This window comes from Chryseobacterium indologenes, assembly GCF_001295265.1.
In the GTDB taxonomy this organism is placed as follows: Bacteria; Bacteroidota; Bacteroidia; order Flavobacteriales; family Weeksellaceae; genus Chryseobacterium; species Chryseobacterium indologenes_A.
Genome location: NZ_LJOD01000012.1, coordinates 72,000 through 90,825 on the forward strand (window position 1 = coordinate 72,000; position 18,826 = coordinate 90,825).

12 protein-coding genes and 1 tRNA gene are annotated in these 18,826 nt (G+C 37.1%); 2 read left to right on the forward strand and 11 right to left on the reverse strand.

Annotated elements, in window-relative coordinates; genetic code table 11:
* Positions 1 to 3: 3 nt before the first annotated feature.
* From AOB46_RS16505 to AOB46_RS16515, 3 genes are all read right to left on the reverse strand, one after another.
* Positions 4 to 2,697, reverse strand: a complete 2,694-nt coding sequence (locus tag AOB46_RS16505; protein ID WP_062701394.1) for a DUF6493 family protein — start codon at positions 2,695 to 2,697, stop codon at positions 4 to 6.
* A complete protein-coding gene (locus AOB46_RS16510; RefSeq protein ID WP_062701396.1) occupies positions 2,678 to 5,224 on the reverse strand; it encodes a DUF6493 family protein in 2,547 nt (848 codons plus the stop codon). The genes AOB46_RS16505 and AOB46_RS16510 overlap by 20 nt, the downstream gene beginning before the upstream one ends.
* Before the next feature lie 221 nt (positions 5,225 to 5,445).
* On the reverse strand, positions 5,446 to 6,372 hold the full coding sequence (locus AOB46_RS16515) for a tyrosine-type recombinase/integrase (RefSeq protein ID WP_062701398.1): 927 nt from the start codon (positions 6,370 to 6,372) through the stop codon (positions 5,446 to 5,448).
* 112 nt (positions 6,373 to 6,484) lie between these two features.
* Here AOB46_RS16515 and AOB46_RS16520 point away from each other — a divergent pair, with 112 nt between their 5' ends.
* A complete protein-coding gene (locus tag AOB46_RS16520; RefSeq protein ID WP_262486721.1) occupies positions 6,485 to 7,624 on the forward strand; it encodes a restriction endonuclease subunit S in 1,140 nt (379 codons plus the stop codon).
* A 179-nt stretch (positions 7,625 to 7,803) separates the two neighbouring features.
* Entirely contained in the window at positions 7,804 to 8,397 is a 594-nt protein-coding gene (locus AOB46_RS22970) for a restriction endonuclease subunit S (RefSeq protein WP_262486722.1), read from the forward strand.
* Here AOB46_RS22970 and AOB46_RS16530 read toward each other — a convergent pair.
* The 8 genes from AOB46_RS16530 to AOB46_RS16560 form a co-directional block, all read right to left on the reverse strand.
* Positions 8,390 to 9,541, reverse strand: coding sequence for a restriction endonuclease subunit S (locus tag AOB46_RS16530; protein ID WP_062701405.1), 1,152 nt, complete (start codon positions 9,539 to 9,541; stop codon positions 8,390 to 8,392). The two genes, AOB46_RS22970 and AOB46_RS16530, sit on opposite strands and share 8 nt — an antisense overlap.
* A 9-nt stretch (positions 9,542 to 9,550) precedes the next feature.
* Positions 9,551 to 11,131, reverse strand: coding sequence for a type I restriction-modification system subunit M (locus tag AOB46_RS16535; RefSeq protein WP_062701406.1), 1,581 nt, complete (start codon positions 11,129 to 11,131; stop codon positions 9,551 to 9,553).
* Positions 11,132 to 11,183: 52 nt separating this feature from the next.
* On the reverse strand, positions 11,184 to 13,988 hold the full coding sequence (locus AOB46_RS16540) for a type I restriction endonuclease subunit R (protein WP_062701408.1): 2,805 nt from the start codon (positions 13,986 to 13,988) through the stop codon (positions 11,184 to 11,186).
* A 337-nt stretch (positions 13,989 to 14,325) separates the two neighbouring features.
* Positions 14,326 to 15,423 carry a slipin family protein gene (locus AOB46_RS16545; RefSeq protein ID WP_062701410.1) on the reverse strand — a complete coding sequence of 366 codons (1,098 nt, stop codon included), beginning with the start codon at positions 15,421 to 15,423 and terminating at the stop codon, positions 14,326 to 14,328.
* Between the two features lie 431 nt (positions 15,424 to 15,854).
* Positions 15,855 to 15,916: transfer RNA gene (locus AOB46_RS23425), tRNA-Ser, on the reverse strand.
* A gap of 415 nt (positions 15,917 to 16,331) precedes the next feature.
* On the reverse strand, positions 16,332 to 16,883 hold the full coding sequence (locus AOB46_RS16550) for a 3'-5' exonuclease (RefSeq protein WP_062701412.1): 552 nt from the start codon (positions 16,881 to 16,883) through the stop codon (positions 16,332 to 16,334).
* A 284-nt stretch (positions 16,884 to 17,167) separates the two neighbouring features.
* Positions 17,168 to 17,731: a metallophosphoesterase gene (locus AOB46_RS16555; RefSeq protein WP_062701414.1), complete on the reverse strand. Its 564-nt coding sequence runs from the start codon at positions 17,729 to 17,731 to the stop codon at positions 17,168 to 17,170.
* Positions 17,732 to 17,816: 85 nt separating this feature from the next.
* Positions 17,817 to 18,761, reverse strand: a complete 945-nt coding sequence (locus AOB46_RS16560) for a peptidase (protein ID WP_062701416.1) — start codon at positions 18,759 to 18,761, stop codon at positions 17,817 to 17,819.
* Positions 18,762 to 18,826: the final 65 nt, after the last annotated feature.

The window sequence follows — 18,826 nt, forward strand, 5'->3', positions numbered from 1 at the left end:
AATTTATTTTTTTAGAAGAAGATTGCAGATTTTTTTCAGACTGGAATTTTCTTTCCAGCCGTCAAGTTTGTTTTTTAAGTTTTCATTGACTTCTGACTGATTTAAAGACAGAACCTCATAATATATATCTAATATTCTTTTAAGATTGGTAACGGGAGCATCCATCTTCAGCAGGATATGAACGGTTAATTCTTCAAGAGCCAGATTGTGGTCTCTGCTGACATTCAGCATCTGATGCTGCACCAGGTCTGTAAATCGTTTTACAGGGGCCCATTCCAGTTTTTCATGGAGACCGATTACTTCTCCAAGACGTTTATTATCCATTACTTTATAAGAGACATGTTCCACCCATATTTCCGCAGCTGTACCACGGATTACCTTATCTCCGTTAAGGAATATTGTTCCCAGAAAGAGCATACTCATATCATCCAAAGGCTTTTTCAGCTCATGGAGCGCCTGTGTTGCGTTCAGAACCAGCCCTCTTTCGTACACTTCTGCTATCCCTGAATAATACAGGCAGGTTTTTATTATTTTCGCCAGTATATTTCCGGGGGTATTAGGAAAGCTCCAGATAAAGAACGGAATTTCAGAAAATGAAGCCTGCTCCGCTATGACATACTCCAGAAACAGCTGGTGTTCTTTTTTTTCAAAATGATATTTTGGAATTTTTATATCAAGTTCCACCGGATAGTATGAGTTTTTTCCACTGTCAATGGTCTTCCAGCTATATACCCCGGAAAGAAACTCCTGAGGAATGTTATCATATCCAAAGTCTTTAAATTCTTTAAAAACAGTTTGCGGAGAACGTGTAATACCTGCTGTCATCCACCATGCAGGATGTTCAAATTTTCCCTGAGGGGCTGCATTTTTACTTAAAAAGAAAAGCAGCAGATCTTTATACTCACCTTTTAGCCTGCCTGCCAGCTGTAATGCTTCAGCGGTTCTTTCCAGTGAACAGCGCTGCAATGCCAGCTGCACATCCATAGGATCAGGGTCTGTCCCTTTCTTCTGGTATATTTCAAACCTCTCAACCAGCGTCACAGGAGATATCCAGCATGGCGCATGGGTTGTAGTGGAAAGTAACGGTATCTGATCTCCCGATTTGATCTTCCGGAAAGCATGGATGGCAATCTGTAAAAATGGCTTCATCGCCAGCCCACCTACCACAAGATCTTCAAGAGGTACCAATTTTTTCTGATAGCTTGAATAAACTTCTCTTGTGGCTTCATCCTCGCGTGTTCTGGCATATATTTTTTCCAGATTTTTAAGCTGTACGGGATATTTTTCCAATAAGGAGAGGCCATAGTTAATGATCAGGTTACACAATATAACATTGAAATAAGGAACTTCCCATTTTGCAATAGTTTTACAGGCTTTTTGAAAAACTGGTTCAAACAGCTTTACCGATTCTGCATCTGCTTCTCCTGCAAAACGAACCATTCCTGCTATTGCCAGATCATGGTAATAGGTTCCGGGATTTTCAATAGCCTGGGGAAGGAAAAACATAAGGTCCTCGAAGTTTCCGGGAGCCTGAAGCTTTACATCTTCACTAATTAGCTCTAAGGTTTCAACCCTTACCTCATCCAGCTCCTGATATTTATCGTCTATAAATAGTGCTAATAAAGGTTTAACATTAGCCAGAATATTATCTGAATAATGGGATAAAGCTTCTTTTATCCCTTCAGAAACAGGAATATATTTATAAATAATTTTAGCTGCTTTGGATTGTATGCTTTCATCTTTGCTCACAAATGCCGCACTCAACGCCATTCCGAGATCTTCTGTACCCGATTTCTTCTTCTGAAGGATTTTTTCTGTTACGGAAAGGCTGGACGTAACTACGGTTTTGATCTCTGAGCTTAATAAGTTCGGAAGGAAGTGTGAAAATTCGGAGGTTTTAAATTCCGGGTCAGCCACTATTTTTTTCAGATGAACAAGAATGGTATTGACTGCTTTTGACTGCAGGGAAGCCAGGCCGGCCAGCAATTCATCCTGAAGCATAAGCAGTTCGTCATGAGTGGGTTTCAGGGCATTGAATGCCTCCATGAACCATCCTGTCACATTTTTATTAAAATTTCTGTTGGCCGACAGAAGACATTCTTTAAGAAATCTTTTTCGGTCAATTTTATTTTTGGCTACCAGTTTCTGCACCAGAGGAAGCCATTCTTTATAAAAAGGAAGTGATTTGGAAGGAAATTCACACAGATACCAAAAATGGGTTTCCAGTGTTTCCGGAGATTTTTCCAGATCAGATGGCTGATTACTCAGATGATACCCCAGCAGCTCAGGAGTGGGCTGTACGTAACCTTTTTCTGCCCAACCTAAAATATCCTGATAGTTAAATGCTGTAAATTCAGCTTCTACAGAGGCGTTGATAAAGTCAGAGAACCAGCTTGGACAGCCCCATTCTAATATTTCATCCGTCTGTTCTTTATCATTGAAAAAGCTCCAGTAATTTTTACCGTAATGTTTCTGATCCATACAGACAAATGATGCTATATCTATAATGGAATGCTGATCTGCAGAACCTGCGGTGTGGTAGGAGTTCTTCGTCATTACGATCTTGTTGATCTCCCGGTCCAGTTTTTTTATGGTAGGAATCAGTGCTTTTCTTTCTTCAGCGGTAAGCTGTTTCAAAAAAGGAATAATCTCATGTTTTTTTTCCTCATTAAGAATCTCATAAAGTCTTTCTTTCATTTGTTTTTAATTTGATAATAATTTTTTTCAGGTTATTTTCGTTTTTCCACTCTTCAAGCCTTTTAATCACTATTGCATCGGTTTCCGACTGGTTGAGCTGCAGGAGTTCATAGTAGAATTCAAGCAGCTTTTTAAGGTTAAAAACCGGGTGATTTATTTCCCTGAGAATGGCTGTCAATAGTTTTTCAAAAGCATGATTATGACTGGTACTCAGATTGATAAAATCGTTAAGTCCATCAGCCAGTCTTTTCACGGGAGCCAGCCCGGATCTGAGCATTTCTCCGATTAGGATTCCCACAGCAGATGCATCAAAATCATCAGAAACTATCTTATAAATAAGTGCTTCAAAAGCCGTACCACAAAGGGTTTTATCCTTATTAAGAAGTGCTGCCGACAGGAATAAATAATGAACCGGCTGAAAAGGCAGATCCAGCTTCATCCAGGCGTCCAGTAATTCGGTATTTCCTCTGAGGTCATAATGATAGACTACATTGGAAAGTGTTTCATTGTATTTTTTTGCAAAAACAGATCCCGTAAAGTAAGGAGCTGTATACAGAACAGGAATCAGATCCTCATGATATATTCCATGGTAGGAATTGAACAGATAATCCAGTAATGAAGCATTTTCCGGAATCTCTTTCTGATTTTCGATATTGAAGATCAGCTCCGGAACCTCTTCTGCCTGGTTCCATTTATAAAATTTTCTGGTTCCGGTTTTCCAGGTGAAACGTCCTTCCAGATAGATATTTTCGTATATATTTTTATAATAATCAGGGTTAAAGACCGGATCCAGAAGCTGGCAATAGTTTTCATCCAGATGTTTTTCTGCATATGCCAGGGCTTCATCAAGATTCTCTTTTTTTATTTTGAGCACTGCTCTTTGCAGGTCAAAAGGCATCGGTTTTACCCCCTGATCCTGATAGATTTTCAGTTTATCAGTCAGTACCCGGATACTGATCCAGCATGGCGTATGGTCAGGAACGGAAAGCAGAGGAAGTTTTTTCCCCTGTTTTAATAATTCAAAAATATCCAGCAGAAAACGATGGTACGCTTTAAAAACCAATGGGGTACGTTTTCCTGCCCAATTTTCCAAAGCAGGAAATTCTTTCCTGGCTTCATACAATACGGGCGATACTTTTTGCTGTCTCATGAGAGCATAACTGATAAAAAATGTTGCCAGCAAATGATGCATACCTTCTCCGTTTTTCCTTTTCAAAGCAGCTTTGAAGGCTGGTTCCAGCTGTTTCCAATGTTCTTCATTAATCTCTGTACCGAATCTCATTACTGCATCTAAAAACAGATCAAAATAGCAATGTTCGTTTTTGATAAATGCCTGTGGAGCAAAAAATATAAAATCACTGATTGTTTTGATAGGCTCAATGGTCTCCGGCACATGCCATGCTGATATTTCACGGTTGCCCTCATCAGCTATATCCATATTGTTCTTTGCAGGCAGAAATTTTTTCAATATGCCACCTGCGTCTGTAAGAAATGATTCTGAATAGCAATGGACTGCCTCCTGAATTTTACAGGATGATGCATCTGCATACTTCGCAATTATTTTAGCGGCTTTAGTTTGTACGGCAGCATCTTTATTCAGAAATACAGGCATTACCCGCAGAGAGATTTCTTCGCGCAGTTCCGCATTATTTTTAGCTATTTTTTCTGTTATCTGAAGGAACGCATTTAAAATATTTTTCCCCGGAAGGCTGGTCAGTATTTCTGCGGATTTAAGGAAATCATCAGTTTTAAAGCCCGGCTCAGTACTCACCTTACTTATCATTTTCAATACAGGAACAAAGAGTGATTGCTGGGGTAGCTGAAAAATTAAGAACAGCTCCTCCTGAAGTTTTAAAATTTCACCGGAAGAAGGTTCAAGATAAGAAAACAACTCCAGGAACCAAGTATTATGTTCTTTGGAAAAATTATGGTTTACTGCCTGAAGACTGGATTTCAATATTCTGAAACGATTGATCGTGTTTTCCAGGATAAGCTGTTTCAGGATCTCTTTCCAGTTTCTTCGGTGACCATTGTAAGTAATTTCGGTCTTATATTCAAACATAAGCCATAGGTGAATTTCCAGTGTTTCCGGATGTGCTGAAAAAAGTTCTTCTTTGCTATAACCGGAAACCAGTGACTCTGCAAGAAGTTCTGCCAGAATTTCGTTATTCAGAACGCAATAGCCTTTCTGCATCCATTCCAGTGCTTTAAGATAGCCTATATTCGTTAGAAAGGTATAACTGTTCCCTATCCAGTCCGGAACGTATGAATTGAAAAGTTCATCCACAAGATGGGTCGGAATAGCATAATACCCCGGAGAAAGTTTTTCATATTCTTCTTTAGTTTTACTGCACGCCAAAGCAGTGAGCACAGAAATATGATTATGGCCCCAGTTTTTGTTTAAAGATTTCTTTAAAACAGCTGCAATTTCTCTCTTTTCTTTTATGGTAAGCTTTGTAAGAAAAGGAACGATTTCTTTGATTTTAAAATTCAAATAAATCTTCTTAAATTCTTCTTCAATAAGCATAATTCCAATCTTGGGGGACTAAAATAACAAAAATTGGAAAGCGAATAAAAAATTATCCCTTTAAAGTGAGTTTTTTAACAAAATTTTATACTTTTAGAAGCTACTTAGTCTGAATTTCAGCATAAAAAACTAAAACACATCCCATTTTATTAAAATAAATCCACATTTTAACAATAACTAAGAATGTGGATTTATAAGAAAATTTTTACATAAAAAAGACTTTATCTTAAAGCTTTAAACATCTGCTCAATAGCTTTCTTTTTCTGTTCCATATTAGGATGTACATAAAGATTAAGTGTTGTGCTGATGTTGGAATGCCCCAAAAGAACACTTACCGTCTTATAATCACAATTGCTTTCGATACATCTTGTGGCAAAGCTGTGTCTTAAACCATGAAACTTAAGCTCCGGCATTCCCAGATCTTTCATAAGTTTTTTGTAATAGCTGCGGTAAGTTCGCGGTTCTGTGGGTTGGGCATCATTCGTCAAAACAAAAAATAATGGATTAACAATTTTTTTGAAAGGCTTAAGAATTCTCAGGAGGTCTTTACTGATTGGTATTTCACGGATAGAATTTTTAGTTTTTGGGGTATCAAGAATGAGTTCAGTTCTTCTGTTTCCGTCTTCAATCATATAGATCCGCTGAATGGTTCTGTTAACACTGATTACACCGCTATCGGTATCAATATCCTGCCAGGTTAATGCACAGATTTCTCCGATCCTCATGCCGGCACTCAGGCAGATGTAAACGCCTAAATTCCTAAACGTAAAATGTTCCTGAATATAGTTCATAATTTTCTTCTGATCTGACCGGCTCAGTACTTCAATATTATGTTTTTCTCTTTCTGTAGGAAACTGAATATCGAAAGGTGTATACTCCAGCCATTTGTTTTTTGCCCCGAATTTGAGAATCATTTTCAGGACAATCAGAATATCTTTAATTGTTTTCTGGCTCAGCCCGGCTTCCAGCTTCTGAAAAACAAAGGCCTGTACATCAGCCTCCTCTATCCCATCTTTAGCTCCAAATACCGGTAATAAATGGTTTTCTATCAGCAGCATATACGCTGAGAAACTGGATTTTTTCACATACTGCTTTTTATCTGCTTTCCACAGATCAATAACTTCAGAAAGTTGTTTCTGTTCCTTCATAATAATTTAAGTTTTTAAAATCCAAAGGAAAGTAATTAAGGATAAATAATCTTTACGATTTTTTTGAGTCAAGGTTCCTAATTTGAGATTTCCGGGGTTTGAGGGGGAATGGGTGAAAAAAAGGTTGGGGGAAGTAGCTAAAATTATTGGAGGAGGAACGCCAGATACTAATATTAAAGAATACTGGAGCGGAAATATCCAATGGTTTACACCTACTGAAATAAAATCAAATTTTGTCACAAAAAGCATTAGAACTATCACAGAATTAGGTTTAAAAAAATCCTCAGCAAAGTTATTGCCTAAAGGCACCATTCTTTTGACAACAAGGGCAACGATCGGTGAAGTTGCAATTGCAAATGAAGAGTGTTCTACTAATCAAGGTTTTCAATCGTTAGTAACTAATAAATTAACAAACAATATTTTTATATCAAATTGGATTAAGAGAAATAAAAATGAATTTATTAAGCGTGCTAATGGATCCACATTTCCAGAAATTGGCAAATCAGAGATAGAAAATATTTTAATTTATCTTCCTTTAATTTATGAACAACAAAAAATATCGTCATTTCTCTCATTAATTGATGAGAAAATTTCATCACAAATCAAAATAATTGAGGAGTTAAAGTTGCTAAAGCATACTCTTATTAAAAAATTATTTTCATACCAATTGAAATTTAATGATGATAATGGAAATAATTTTTTTGAATGGAGAGATATAATGCTTGGAGATATAGGACAAGTAATTACAGGGAAAACACCAAGCACTAAAGACTTGGATTTATGGGACGGAGATGTACAATTTGTTACACCCACAGATATGAATGAAAGTAAATATCAATACTCAAGTAAACGAACTATTAAAAGGACTGAAAACTTAAAAATACTACCTCCCAAGAGTATAATGTTCACTTGTATTGCTTCTATTGGTAAAATGAGTTTATCTTTGAAACCTTGTGTAACAAATCAACAAATAAATTCTATTATACCTAATTCGGGTTTCAATAATGAATTTATTTTCTATGCTGTTGCAAATATATCAGAATTTATTAAGTCTATACAGAGTTCTTCTACAATGCCAATTATTAATAAGACTGAATTTTCAAAATTCAAAATTTCAGTTCCTTCTTTAAAAGAACAAACCAAAATTGCTGATTTTCTTACATCAATTGATAAAAAAATTAATATTGAAATTAAAGTAGCTCAAAAATTAGAAGACCAAAAGAGTTTTCTTCTACAACAATTATTCATTTAAATTACCAAAACCCTATTACATAGTAGTTTGCCTTTATCGGCAAAAAACATCTAAAAAAGATTAAAATCATAAATTTTTGCCGATAGCAAATAAGATTAAGGATTCTATTTCTTATATGAATACGATGAGAACTAGAAACCTTAATTAAAGGACTAAGTGAAAAACTATTTGCTCAAAAGATTCGATTTAAAGAATTTAATGGAAAATGGCGATTAAATAAATTAGGAGAAATTTTTTATTCGGAAAAGGGGAAAGGCCTTTCAAAGGATAAACTTGTCGTAAATGGAGAATATGAATGTGTATTATATGGAGAGTTATACACAAAATATAGAGAAGTTATTTTTAATGTTGTAAGCAAGACAAATGAAAATGATGGATTAAAATCTCAAGTAGGCGATTTGCTAATACCAAGTTCAACAACTACAAGTGGGATTGATTTAGCTAATGTGACTGCTATTAATAAGGAAAATGTGTTATTAGGTGGAGACATTACTGTTTTGCGTAGCAGAGAAAAAATAAATAATATCTTCTATGCCTATTACCTCTCAAATTATAAAAAAGAAGAAATAGCTAGTTATGCTCAGGGCAGTACCATTGTACACCTATATTATAACCATATAAAAAATATGTTAATTGATTTCCCGTCGCTTGAAGAACAAACTGTTATATCTCAATTTCTTTCTTCTATTGACAATAAGGCGCAAATAGAAAAAAGTTTGTTAGAGAAATACGAATTGCAAAAAAAACATTTGTTACAAAACTTATTCATATAAATAAGTTTTGCAGTAGATATACTTTCTGTATCTCAAATTGCTGTAGCAATGATTTTTCAATATTTATTTTTTCATTAACAGATGATAATAACTTTTCTGTTTTATGTTGTTCTTCAAAAGAAGGACAATGGATGGAAGTTTCTCCATAATCTTTAAAATAAATATGAGGAATACCAGACCCCACTTTATATTTTTCAAAGTTGAAAAATTTTAAATAGAAGAAAATATATTTTAAATTTATTTCTGCTTTTGCTGTTAAATAGTTTAGAGTGCCAATAACCGAAAATTTGTCTTTTCCATACTGAACTTTTCCAACTCCTGATCCATCCTTAATGATTAAGATTGCATCTTTATCAATTTGGTGACTTTCCGTAAAGGAAATAATTCCTGTTGCCCCATAGACAGGGTAAGTTCCCTTTTCATTTATTATATCTGTTTCTGTCAATGAAGATGAATAACAAGAAACACAATCTTTTAATTTTTTATTAGGGATCTGTGAAAGAAGCAATTTTTGACAAAGTCCTTTAGTTAAGGTTTCTAACTCCTCAATTATTTTGATTTGTGATAGAATTTTCTCATCAATCAATGAAAGGAAATCAGATATTTTTCTTTGTTCCTCAATTGGTGGAAAAGATATCTCAGATTTCATTAACTGATTCTTGGATAAATTGTATCTCGTGCTTCCTTGGGCCATAATTTTCACTATACTTCTGAAACCATTACTCCTAAATAAAAATTGACCAAAAGCAGGATTTAATATTTGAATTGAATACAGTCTGTATCCGAAGCAAAAACTGTTTAAATATAATTCATCAATTTCATCAAGCAGTACTGAAGACATACCAATTTCTTCGGCAGTTTCAGAAGATGTTGTAAATAGAATATCCCCATATTTTACACGATTTTGATTTTCGGTTTCATTAATTTGAACATAGTCAAATCTTGAAGGGTCAATTTTAGGATTGTCAAAAACCTGTTTGTATTGGATGTATGGTTTCCCGGTTCCAAAATCTTCCTTGGTTTTTCCTGATAATCCGCTATAGGTTTCACCAATCTCCCCCAACCTCTTCACCTCCCATTCCCCCTCAAAACCCGGAAATCTCAAATTAGGAACGTTACCTACTTTTAGTTTTGTATTTGCCATCTCGGGGGGTTAATTTTCGTTAGTAATAGCATTAAGGATCGGTGCTTCAAAAGTAAGACCCAGCTCAGCCATGTAAGAATTGATTTCCTCATCAAGTTGGGCACGCTGAGCTTCAAGTTGTTTAATTTCGAACATGACAGCCTGAATATCAACCTGTTCTTCCTCTTCAAAGGTATCTACATATCGCGGAATATTCAAATTATAGTCGTTATCTGCAATTTCCTGTAAAGTGGCATTATGGCTGTATTTTGGGATTTCTGCCCGGGTACGGTAGGTTTCGACAATCTTTTCGATGTGCTCTACCCGCATTTTATTTTGGGTCTTAACTTTATCAAATTCTTTGCTGGCATCAATGAATAAGACCCCTTCATCTTCTTTACGGCATTTTTTGGCTACAATAATACAAGTGGGGATACTTGTTCCGTAGAAAATATTGGCAGGAAGCCCGATAATGGCATCAATATAATTTTTCTTTTCAATCAGGAACTGGCGGATTTTTCCTTCTGCGCTGCCTCTGAACAAAACACCATGTGGAGCTACACAAGCCATTGTTCCCTGATCGTTAAGATGGTGGAGCATATGCAGGATAAAAGCAAAATCGGCTTTTGATTTGGGAGCCAGTACTCCGGCAGGGCTGAAGCGGTCATCCGTATTAAACTTTGAAGCGGCACTCCACTGTGCAGAAAACGGAGGATTGGCTACAATCGCGTCAAACTGCTGGTCTCCAAATTGGTCAGATTCCAGAGTATCTCCGTTGCGTATGTCAAAATCTTTGTATTTTACTCCATGCAGCAGCATATTCATACGACACAGGTTGAAGGTTGTCGGATTTTTTTCCTGTCCATAAATCACATCTGCCCGGCAGTTTTTTGCGGTTCTTAGTAGCAACGAACCACTTCCACAGGTGGGATCAAACACATCTTTCAACCTTATTTTATCGGTAGTAACAATCTCTGCAAGAACCTGGCTGACTTCCTGAGGGGTATAAAATTCTCCTGCTTTTTTCCCGGCTCCGGCTGCAAACTGGGAGATCATATATTCATAAGCATCCCCCAGAATATCAATATCGCCGGCTTCATTTAAACCGAAATCAATACCGTTCAAAGCAATCAGAACTTCACTTACCAGGCGGTTTTTATCCTCGGGTGTTCTTCCCAGTTTTGGGGATGCCAGATCGATATCAGAAAACAATCCGCCAAAATCATCTTCACTCTCCTGTCCTATGGTGCTGTCTTCAATACGCTTCATTGAACGTTCCAGGGCAGGGAGAATATTTTCTTTTTTCTGGATAAGGCTGATGATGTGAGAATACAGATGTTCAGGCTGAATAAAATATCCCAGGTTATCAATACAGGTCCTCTTAATATTCTCTTTTAAGCTTTCATCATTGCCCTCCCACGCCTGTTGAAAATTTACCCCATCATAGGCCAGCTCTTCATTCACGTGAAGCTCAATTTTTTCAGACAGGTATTTATAGAAAATAAAGCCTAATGAAAAGTACATAAAATCGCTTGGAGACATATTCCCTCTCAAAGCATTGGCTACCATCCACAATTGGGTGCGCAGCTTTTCCTGTAATTCTTCGCTCATAATTATTGTTTTTTATATCCGAAATAGATGTTGATAAAGATTTGTCCGGTTTTTAATCCCAGCTGAAGACGCTGATTATGGTTTTTAATTTTTGAGAAACACGATCAATAATAGTACGGCGCTCATTCAGCCCGACTTTGATCTGCTTTACTGCATCCTGAATGATTTCAGGCTTTTCCCTCCGGAGATAGTCATATTCTGCAATAAAAGCGGCCAATGCCTCAACGCTGATACCTTCTTCATCAGCCAATTTATGGATGGCTTCATCACGTTTACGGGTTATGAATTCATTCAGAAGTCTCTCCAGATCCAGGGTTCCGTCGGTTTTTGATCTTTCAAACTCCTCTTTATTGTTATCGATGTTCTCTTCTATAAATTCATGGAAGAGTGGTGTTTTATTACGCGTTTGCGAGTCATTGGAAACGGTATCCAGAATGCGCTGGCGCTCTTTTTGGTAATCATCTTTCTTAGTATCCAATCCTGCTATCAGTTTCAGGATATAGCTTACGTTGATGATGTCGCTATGCAATAATTCGAGACAGAAATCAATATCTTCCAAAGTCTGCTGGCTTCCGTACACCTGCGGATCTTCTCCAACGGTAGGTGAAGTATGAACCCGGTCTGCAATATCCAGGTATTTGCTCCGGAAGTCCATAAATTCCTGATTCGTCATTGGAAAAGAACTGTCTTCGGCATCAAAATCGTCATACACCTGTATTTCAGCCCGCTTTTTAATGATATCCCGGAAGTCCAGTACGAAATCTCGCCTGTCGTCTTCGCTTTGCAGCAGGTCTACGATCTGAACATCAGGATATTTTTCTTTAAAGTCCTGCATAAGTTCAGAAAGCTGTCCTTTGACTACATCATAAGCCCCCCGGATGATATGCTCAACAGGCTGGTTATTACTGAATAATTTAATGGCTTCATCTACATTAGCTTTAAGATCGCGGAAACAGATGATTTTACCAAACTGCTTTTTCTCGTTCAGAATACGGTTCGTTCTGCTGAAAGCCTGTAATAATCCGTGATATTCCAGGTTTTTATCCACATACAGCGTATTCAGTTTTTTAGCATCGAACCCTGTCAGGAACATATTCACCACAAGCAACAGATCTAATGGTTCCATTTCAGGCTTTTTCTTTTTCATTCTCAGATTGACGTCATCGTAATAGGCTCCGAAATTTTCCAGTGAAAAAGAAGTTCCGAACATCTGATTATAGTCGTTCATGATGTCCGCCAGCTCATCGGAAGTTACCTTTTCATTGGCAAACCCCTGATTCATTCCTGTGTTTTCATCATCCTGCGGACTAACAGCTGCATAAGTAAATACGGCACCGATTTTTATTTCAGGATTAAGCTGCTTAAAAAGCTTATAATATTTCACTAATGCCGTTATGGACTGGATGGCAAAAAGGGCATTAAATTCTCCGTTTGCGGTTGATTTATGGAAATTTCCCAAAATGAATTTTGCAATTTCAGTCATTCTGGTCTCATTCATATAATCTCTGCCTAGTTCCGTATTTCCTTTGTAATACTCTACAAGAAAACCCAGTACGTTATCGTCTGCAATTGCATCTTTAATAAGGTATTTGTGCAGGCAGTCATCAAATATTTCAGCGGTTGTATGCTCATTTGCATTTTTTGCAAAAATGGGTGTTCCGGTAAAGCCAAAAATCTGAAGATTGCTGAAAAACTGCCTGATATTACGGTGCGAATCCCCAAACTGGCTCCTGTGGCACTCATCAAAGATCATGACTACTTTCTGTTCGCGTACCTCCTGAAGATGTTTATTGTAACGGTCCCTTGTAACAGCATTATTCAGCTTCTGTATTGTTGTAATAATAATTTTGGAACCTCCTCCCAGCCTCTTTATAAGCTCGAAAGTATTATCAGTACCGTCTACCGCTCCTTTTTCAAAGGCATCATATTCACTTTGGGTCTGGGTATCCAGATCCCTCCGGTCTACAACGAAAATGACCTTATCTACCCCATCTATTTCAGAAGCCAGCTGAGCAGTTTTAAAAGAGGTTAATGTCTTTCCTGCCCCTGTTGTATGCCATATATATCCATTTTTGGCGGTATTTTCTATTCTGGTCAGTATTTTTTCTACTGCGTAATACTGGTAGGGACGAAGTACCATTAAAGCACGGTCTCCTTCATGCAGAACAATATATTTACTGATCATTTTACCTAAGCTGCATCGTTCCAGAAAAGAATTGGCAAATTGGTTCAGATCATTGTAGGGAACATTTTCCGTATCCGTCCAGTTGAATGTGAAGTTATAACCTCCATTAGGGTTGTTGGCAAAATACCGGGTATTTACCCCATTGGAAATCACAAAAAGCTGAACATAGTCAAACAGGCCTGTATAAGAGGTTTTATAGTATTGCTGAATCTGGTTATATGCTTCTTTAAGCTCTGTTCCTTTTCTTTTGAGCTCTATCTGGACTAAGGGAAGTCCGTTGATCAGAATCGTCACATCATATCTGCATTTCTTTCTTCCTTCAGTAGTGATCTGATTGGAAACCTGAAATTCATTTTTACACCATTTCTGCCGGTTCAGAAATTCAACCCAGATGCGCTGACCGTCTTCCGTATCGAGTGGATAGAGATCTCTCAGCTTTTTAGCTTTTTCAAAACGGGTGCCTCCTTCCAGATGAATACGGATTTTTTCAAACTCTTTATCCGTAAAGGCTGATCTTCCGGCTTCAGCCAGTGTCTTTCGGTTATGCTTTTCGAGCTGGCTTTTAAAATTGGCGTACAGATTCTCTTCTCTCAGCTGTACATATTCGTAGCTGTTGTCTATAAGAGTTTTTATCAGTCCGTTTTCCAGTGCCTGTTCGGTTTGGGTAGTCATCGTATTAATTTCTTGGAAGTAAAAGTATAGGCTTCCAGCCTGATGACCTTACGGGTTTCCGTAATATGGATAAATATTTTAAGTTTTGATAAAAAAATAATATTTAAATAGATGAATTACAAATATTTACACAATGCAATAATTCCCATTTAATTGATTATAGCTAGGATTCCGCATTTCTTTTCCTGGAATGAAATATCCTTACTGACATACATTTTCTCCATGAATCATATCAGCACAGACGTATGGATGCATAAGATTGGACATTGTAAGTAAATAAAAACGGGGCAGACCTGCTTATTCACAAGTTTGCCCCTATGGTGATAGTTATTAGTTTCTATTTGGCGAAGATTTCTTTCAGCTGGGAAACGATGTTGCTGTTTCCGGAAACGGTGATATCCCCGATCTTTTCTGCGATCTTCTCCATATATTCCATTTCTTTCAGCTTCCACAGGACTTCGTTTTCCTCCATCAGCTTTGCAGTGTTCAGAAGGCTTCTTGTGGAGGCTGTTTCTTCACGTCTCATGATGCTGTTGGCCTGAGCTTTTTTCTCTGCAATCAGTACCTGGTTGATGATTTCTTTCATTTCACCCGTCAGAATGACATCTCTGATTCCTGCATCTGACACTTTCAGCCCCAGATCTTCTCCTTTATTTCCGAAGTTTTCCAGAATTTCTTTTCCTACCGCATCTTTTTTCAGCAGCAATTCATCCAGAGTAAGAGCTCCTACGAATTCACGCAGAGCCAGCTGCATCAGAACATACAATTGCTTATCGTATTCCTTATTCTGCATTAAAGCCTTTTCAATATCGGTGATCTGAAAGCTTACATAGAAATTGATACGAAGCATGGCTTTATCTTTTGTTAAAAGCTCCTGTCCTGCAATTTCCATCTGCTGCATACGGATATCAGCATATTTTACTTCAATTGGGATTTCATTGATCCAGAAGCTGTATATTCCCGGTTCTAGAACTTTCGTCAGTTTCCCGTTGATAAGCAATAGTCCTTTATATTGGTTTGCAATTGAAAATTTCCTTACGAAGTTTCTCAGCATCGCATTTTCAAGAACGGATCCGGATACGTTTTCGGTGATTTCCACTTTGGTAAGGTCAATTTTCTGGAATTCTCTTTTCAGGATGTCTTTCCAAAATGCATATTGCCCTACTTTCAGAACTTCTTTGAAGATTCCGTTTTCATAGACCAGCACAATTTCGCCGTCTTTTACATCAATAACCTGTAGCATGGTGTTCAGTTGTTCATTTTTAAGCAGAAGGTTCAGGTCATCAGGGGCCTGAAATGCTGTTTTCATGTCATGTACCGTTACGGTTTTATTTCCGAACATCCAGTAATTACCTTCTTTAAGGATCTGAATAAGATTTCCGTTCTGAAAAACAAGACCTGACTGGTATGCTTTAACTGTAATTTTTTTCAACATTTCTAATTGTATTTATGGTTATTATTTAATTTAAAAAAGGGAAAAACCAAGATTGTTTCTTTCAAAAACAACGGAGGAAAAGGGTTTCAGAAAAATTCATTCTGTCTTTGAACAGTTTTTTGAATACTATCATCAATTTCACGATTCTGTATGCTGTTTCTTTTGAAACTCATACAAAAAAGTTTTCCATTAATTCTATTATCCAATAAGGTCTGTTCTTAAGACCGATTTCATTTTCAGAAAAATCTTTTCCTGCAGGTCTTTTCAAAATGCTGATTCAACAGCTGAAAAAACCTCAGATTTTCCTGTAAAAAGATGTTTTTTTAATGAGAAACATTTAAAACTCGGCATAAAAAATAGATTTTGAGTCTATTTCAATGATACTGCAGTCATAGTGCAGCGCGTCAACCATTCCGCCTTACCAATCGAATTGGCAGTGGGATTCGAACCCACACATCATAAACTATTACTCTACCAACTGAGTTATATTCCCGTTCAGGAAATAGAAGGATTCGAACCTTCGACACATAGCACATGGAATTTTATGGAAAATCCCTAACCTTCAGACCTGCTGAACAGAAGAACATCATATTTCTCAATAAAATCTCCTGCAATGGTGCTATACAGAAACACTCCAACATGGCCTGTCTGATATTTTGACTAAAATCTGTTTTTCAAAATTTTAGTAATCTTTCATTTTGATGATGCAAAGTAAGAAGCATATTGCGCAATCTTTTTGCGTAGTAAAAAAATTAAAGAAAATATCTATAATTTTTCATTTGGTTGAAAATGATCACTATTGAAAATCACCGTTTGATTTTATTGGTGAAAGAATTTCTGATCATTGTAGAAAAGCCTTAATAAAATAAGGATCATACGGCTGTACGATCCTTAAATTTACATCTGTATTAAGCCTGATTCAGGCACCAGTGAAGGATTTTAGCGATATTTTTCGCATCATCCACACCTCTGTGGTGAGTCCCTTCAAGTTTCATATTCAATTCACCTAAAGCTCTGGCCATTCCTACACTTTTCCTGACTGTTGGATGCAGCTGCCCAAACAGGGTTTTCACATTGATATGGTCATCACTCAGCGGATAATCTACATTAAATCTCCTGGCCTGGCTTTGCAGCATATTCAGGTCGTAGTTTCCGTAGCTGGCCCAGGTAAGGTTTTCCGAATCGTATTCTGCACGCAGAATGTCCAGTGCATCTTCCAGCATAACTCCTTCTTCGTCCAGCATTTTCTGGGTAAGGGAAGTCAGTTCTGTACAGAATGGGCTTACGGTTGAATATCTTGGCTTTACCAGAATTCCTTCATTTTGAGAGATCCGGCCGGTGGCTGCGTTCATGATGCATAAACCGATTTCGATGATCTCACTTTCCTGACCTCTGGGCGGGCGGCTGTCCCAGCACGTGGCTTCAAGGTCTATAATTAATATATTTTCTGTTGTTTTCATTTATTTAGATATTTAAGATAACCACAAAAGATTAGCTCTTTAGTTGTTGGAAGTAAAAAACTTTATGCTGAGAAGTTCACTTAAGTTTTTTAAAAAATTTTCGATTTTTATTATCCGTTAATGCATAAATCTGCCTTAACTGTAACTTTTCCGAATAAAAAGTATGCTACAAAAAACCGTGTAATCAGTGGGATCTCATAATGATTCGCTTTTTTGTGATTATCAGCTTAATGGTTAATGATTTGATTAAATCTGTTTAATCTTTAGTCGATCATTCTTTTTTATCAGTTTCTGGGAGCAAACGGGGGTGTCCACTTTTTCCGTTTCATAATTTCTTTGACTTCTTCGTAAGAAATCGGGTAAAAATTATGACAGTCTACGCCCACATCAAAGCTCAGGGCCATTTCATCATCCGGTAATGTTCCGTGTGAATGGCCGTAGAGCTGCCATACTCCTCGGTGAGAGCCATTCCAGCTGCGCATAGCGTAATGCAGAAGAATAATTTTCTGATTGCCGTTGCTGTTTTCCGGTTCATCAACTTTCAGTTCGTGATAATCTCTGATGGATTCGAAACGTTTGGGATACGTAAGGGCTGCGCCTTCGTGATTTCCTCTTATCAGGTGAATTTTACCGTTCAGCCTGTCGAGGACTTCTTTGGTAAAATCAGGTTTACCGAGGCTGACATCGCCTAAATGGTAAACGGTATCATTGGCACCGACTTTTTCATTCCATCTTCTGATAAGCTCTTCATTCATCTGTTCCAATGATTCAAAAGGTCTTTCTGAGAATTTTATAATATTGGCATGACCGAAATGATGGTCAGCCGTGAAAAAAATATTAGGTTTCATTTTTTTAAATTGTTTTTAATTCAACCATACAATACTCTATTGAGTTGCCTCTATGGTTGTCAGGCTCTTTAATTATTATTTGTTTTTAATTGCCCGAAAATGCTTTATAAAAAGCCGTTTCGATTTCCTGTACATCGCTTTCGGTGTATCTTCTTGAAAAGTGAACAGGCACTGCTTCTCTTACTCCGCATTCATTCATGATCTTTCCGGATGCTGAAGCAAAGCTGTGATAATTGGCTGCTGCAAATTCCTGGTCTTCATCTTTATAAAAGGTTTCAATATATACTTTATCCGCTCCTTTGAAAACTGCTTTTATCTTTTCATAATTGTCTTCCGACACTGCATGGTCCATAATGACGCCCAGTTTATATCCTTCAGTACGGGTTAAATGATAAAAGAGATCAGAAGCTTTATATACCGTTCCTTCAATTTCAATTTCTTTATCCGGAATATTATTTTCAAAAGCGGTTTTCAGTTCGCTGATCCATTTTCCTTTTTTAAATTCCGAAGCATTTTCATGGAAGGTCACGGAATCTCTTTCTTTGAATAAATACGCTATTGAAGCCGTTTTATGATCAAGAACTGCAAAATCAACTTCCACAGATTCATCTTTAAAAAGGAAATCCCGGGTTCCTTCCGGCTCTGCATTCCAGAACGGGGGATGAATGGTGTAAATATTGATTTTGTCTTCTGAGATAATTTCCCGGATTTCATAAGCAATGGCTCCTTCATCTATTAAATTCCAGGTATAAGACTTTAATCTGGCTTCAACCTGCCTGTGAATATTTTCGGGGCCGCAGATCACTACTTTTTCTCCGCTTCCGATCTGATGCCTGAATATTCCGTCGAAATTGGAGAAATGGTCAATATGGGTATGACTGATGAACAGAGCCGAAACGGACTGTGCTTCCTTCACCGTGAGTAAACTTGCTTCCCCACAGTCACATAAATACTGTTTTGAGGAATTCTGAATTTTCACCAATATGCTGATGTCTTCTTTTAAAAGACTTTTTATTTCTGCCTGTATCATTTTTTCTGGTTTTTTATCACAGAAGTTCTGTTTTTAAAGTTTTAAAACTTCTGCTGTGAGATTAT

Excerpts from the sequence above, each read along its gene's own strand:
- AOB46_RS16505 (WP_062701394.1), bottom strand. The coding sequence starts at position 2,697 with ATGAAAGAAAGACTTTATGAGATTCTTAATGAGGAAAAAAAACATGAG.
- AOB46_RS16510 (WP_062701396.1), bottom strand. The coding sequence starts at position 5,224 with ATGCTTATTGAAGAAGAATTTAAGAAGATTTATTTGAATTTTAAAATC.
- AOB46_RS16515 (WP_062701398.1), bottom strand. The coding sequence starts at position 6,372 with ATGAAGGAACAGAAACAACTTTCTGAAGTTATTGATCTGTGGAAAGCA.
- AOB46_RS16530 (WP_062701405.1), bottom strand. The coding sequence starts at position 9,541 with ATGGCAAATACAAAACTAAAAGTAGGTAACGTTCCTAATTTGAGATTT.
- AOB46_RS16535 (WP_062701406.1), bottom strand. The coding sequence starts at position 11,131 with ATGAGCGAAGAATTACAGGAAAAGCTGCGCACCCAATTGTGGATGGTA.
- AOB46_RS16540 (WP_062701408.1), bottom strand. The coding sequence starts at position 13,988 with ATGACTACCCAAACCGAACAGGCACTGGAAAACGGACTGATAAAAACT.
- AOB46_RS16545 (WP_062701410.1), bottom strand. The coding sequence starts at position 15,423 with ATGTTGAAAAAAATTACAGTTAAAGCATACCAGTCAGGTCTTGTTTTT.
- AOB46_RS16550 (WP_062701412.1), bottom strand. The coding sequence starts at position 16,883 with ATGAAAACAACAGAAAATATATTAATTATAGACCTTGAAGCCACGTGC.
- AOB46_RS16555 (WP_062701414.1), bottom strand. The coding sequence starts at position 17,731 with ATGAAACCTAATATTTTTTTCACGGCTGACCATCATTTCGGTCATGCC.
- AOB46_RS16560 (WP_062701416.1), bottom strand. The coding sequence starts at position 18,761 with ATGATACAGGCAGAAATAAAAAGTCTTTTAAAAGAAGACATCAGCATA.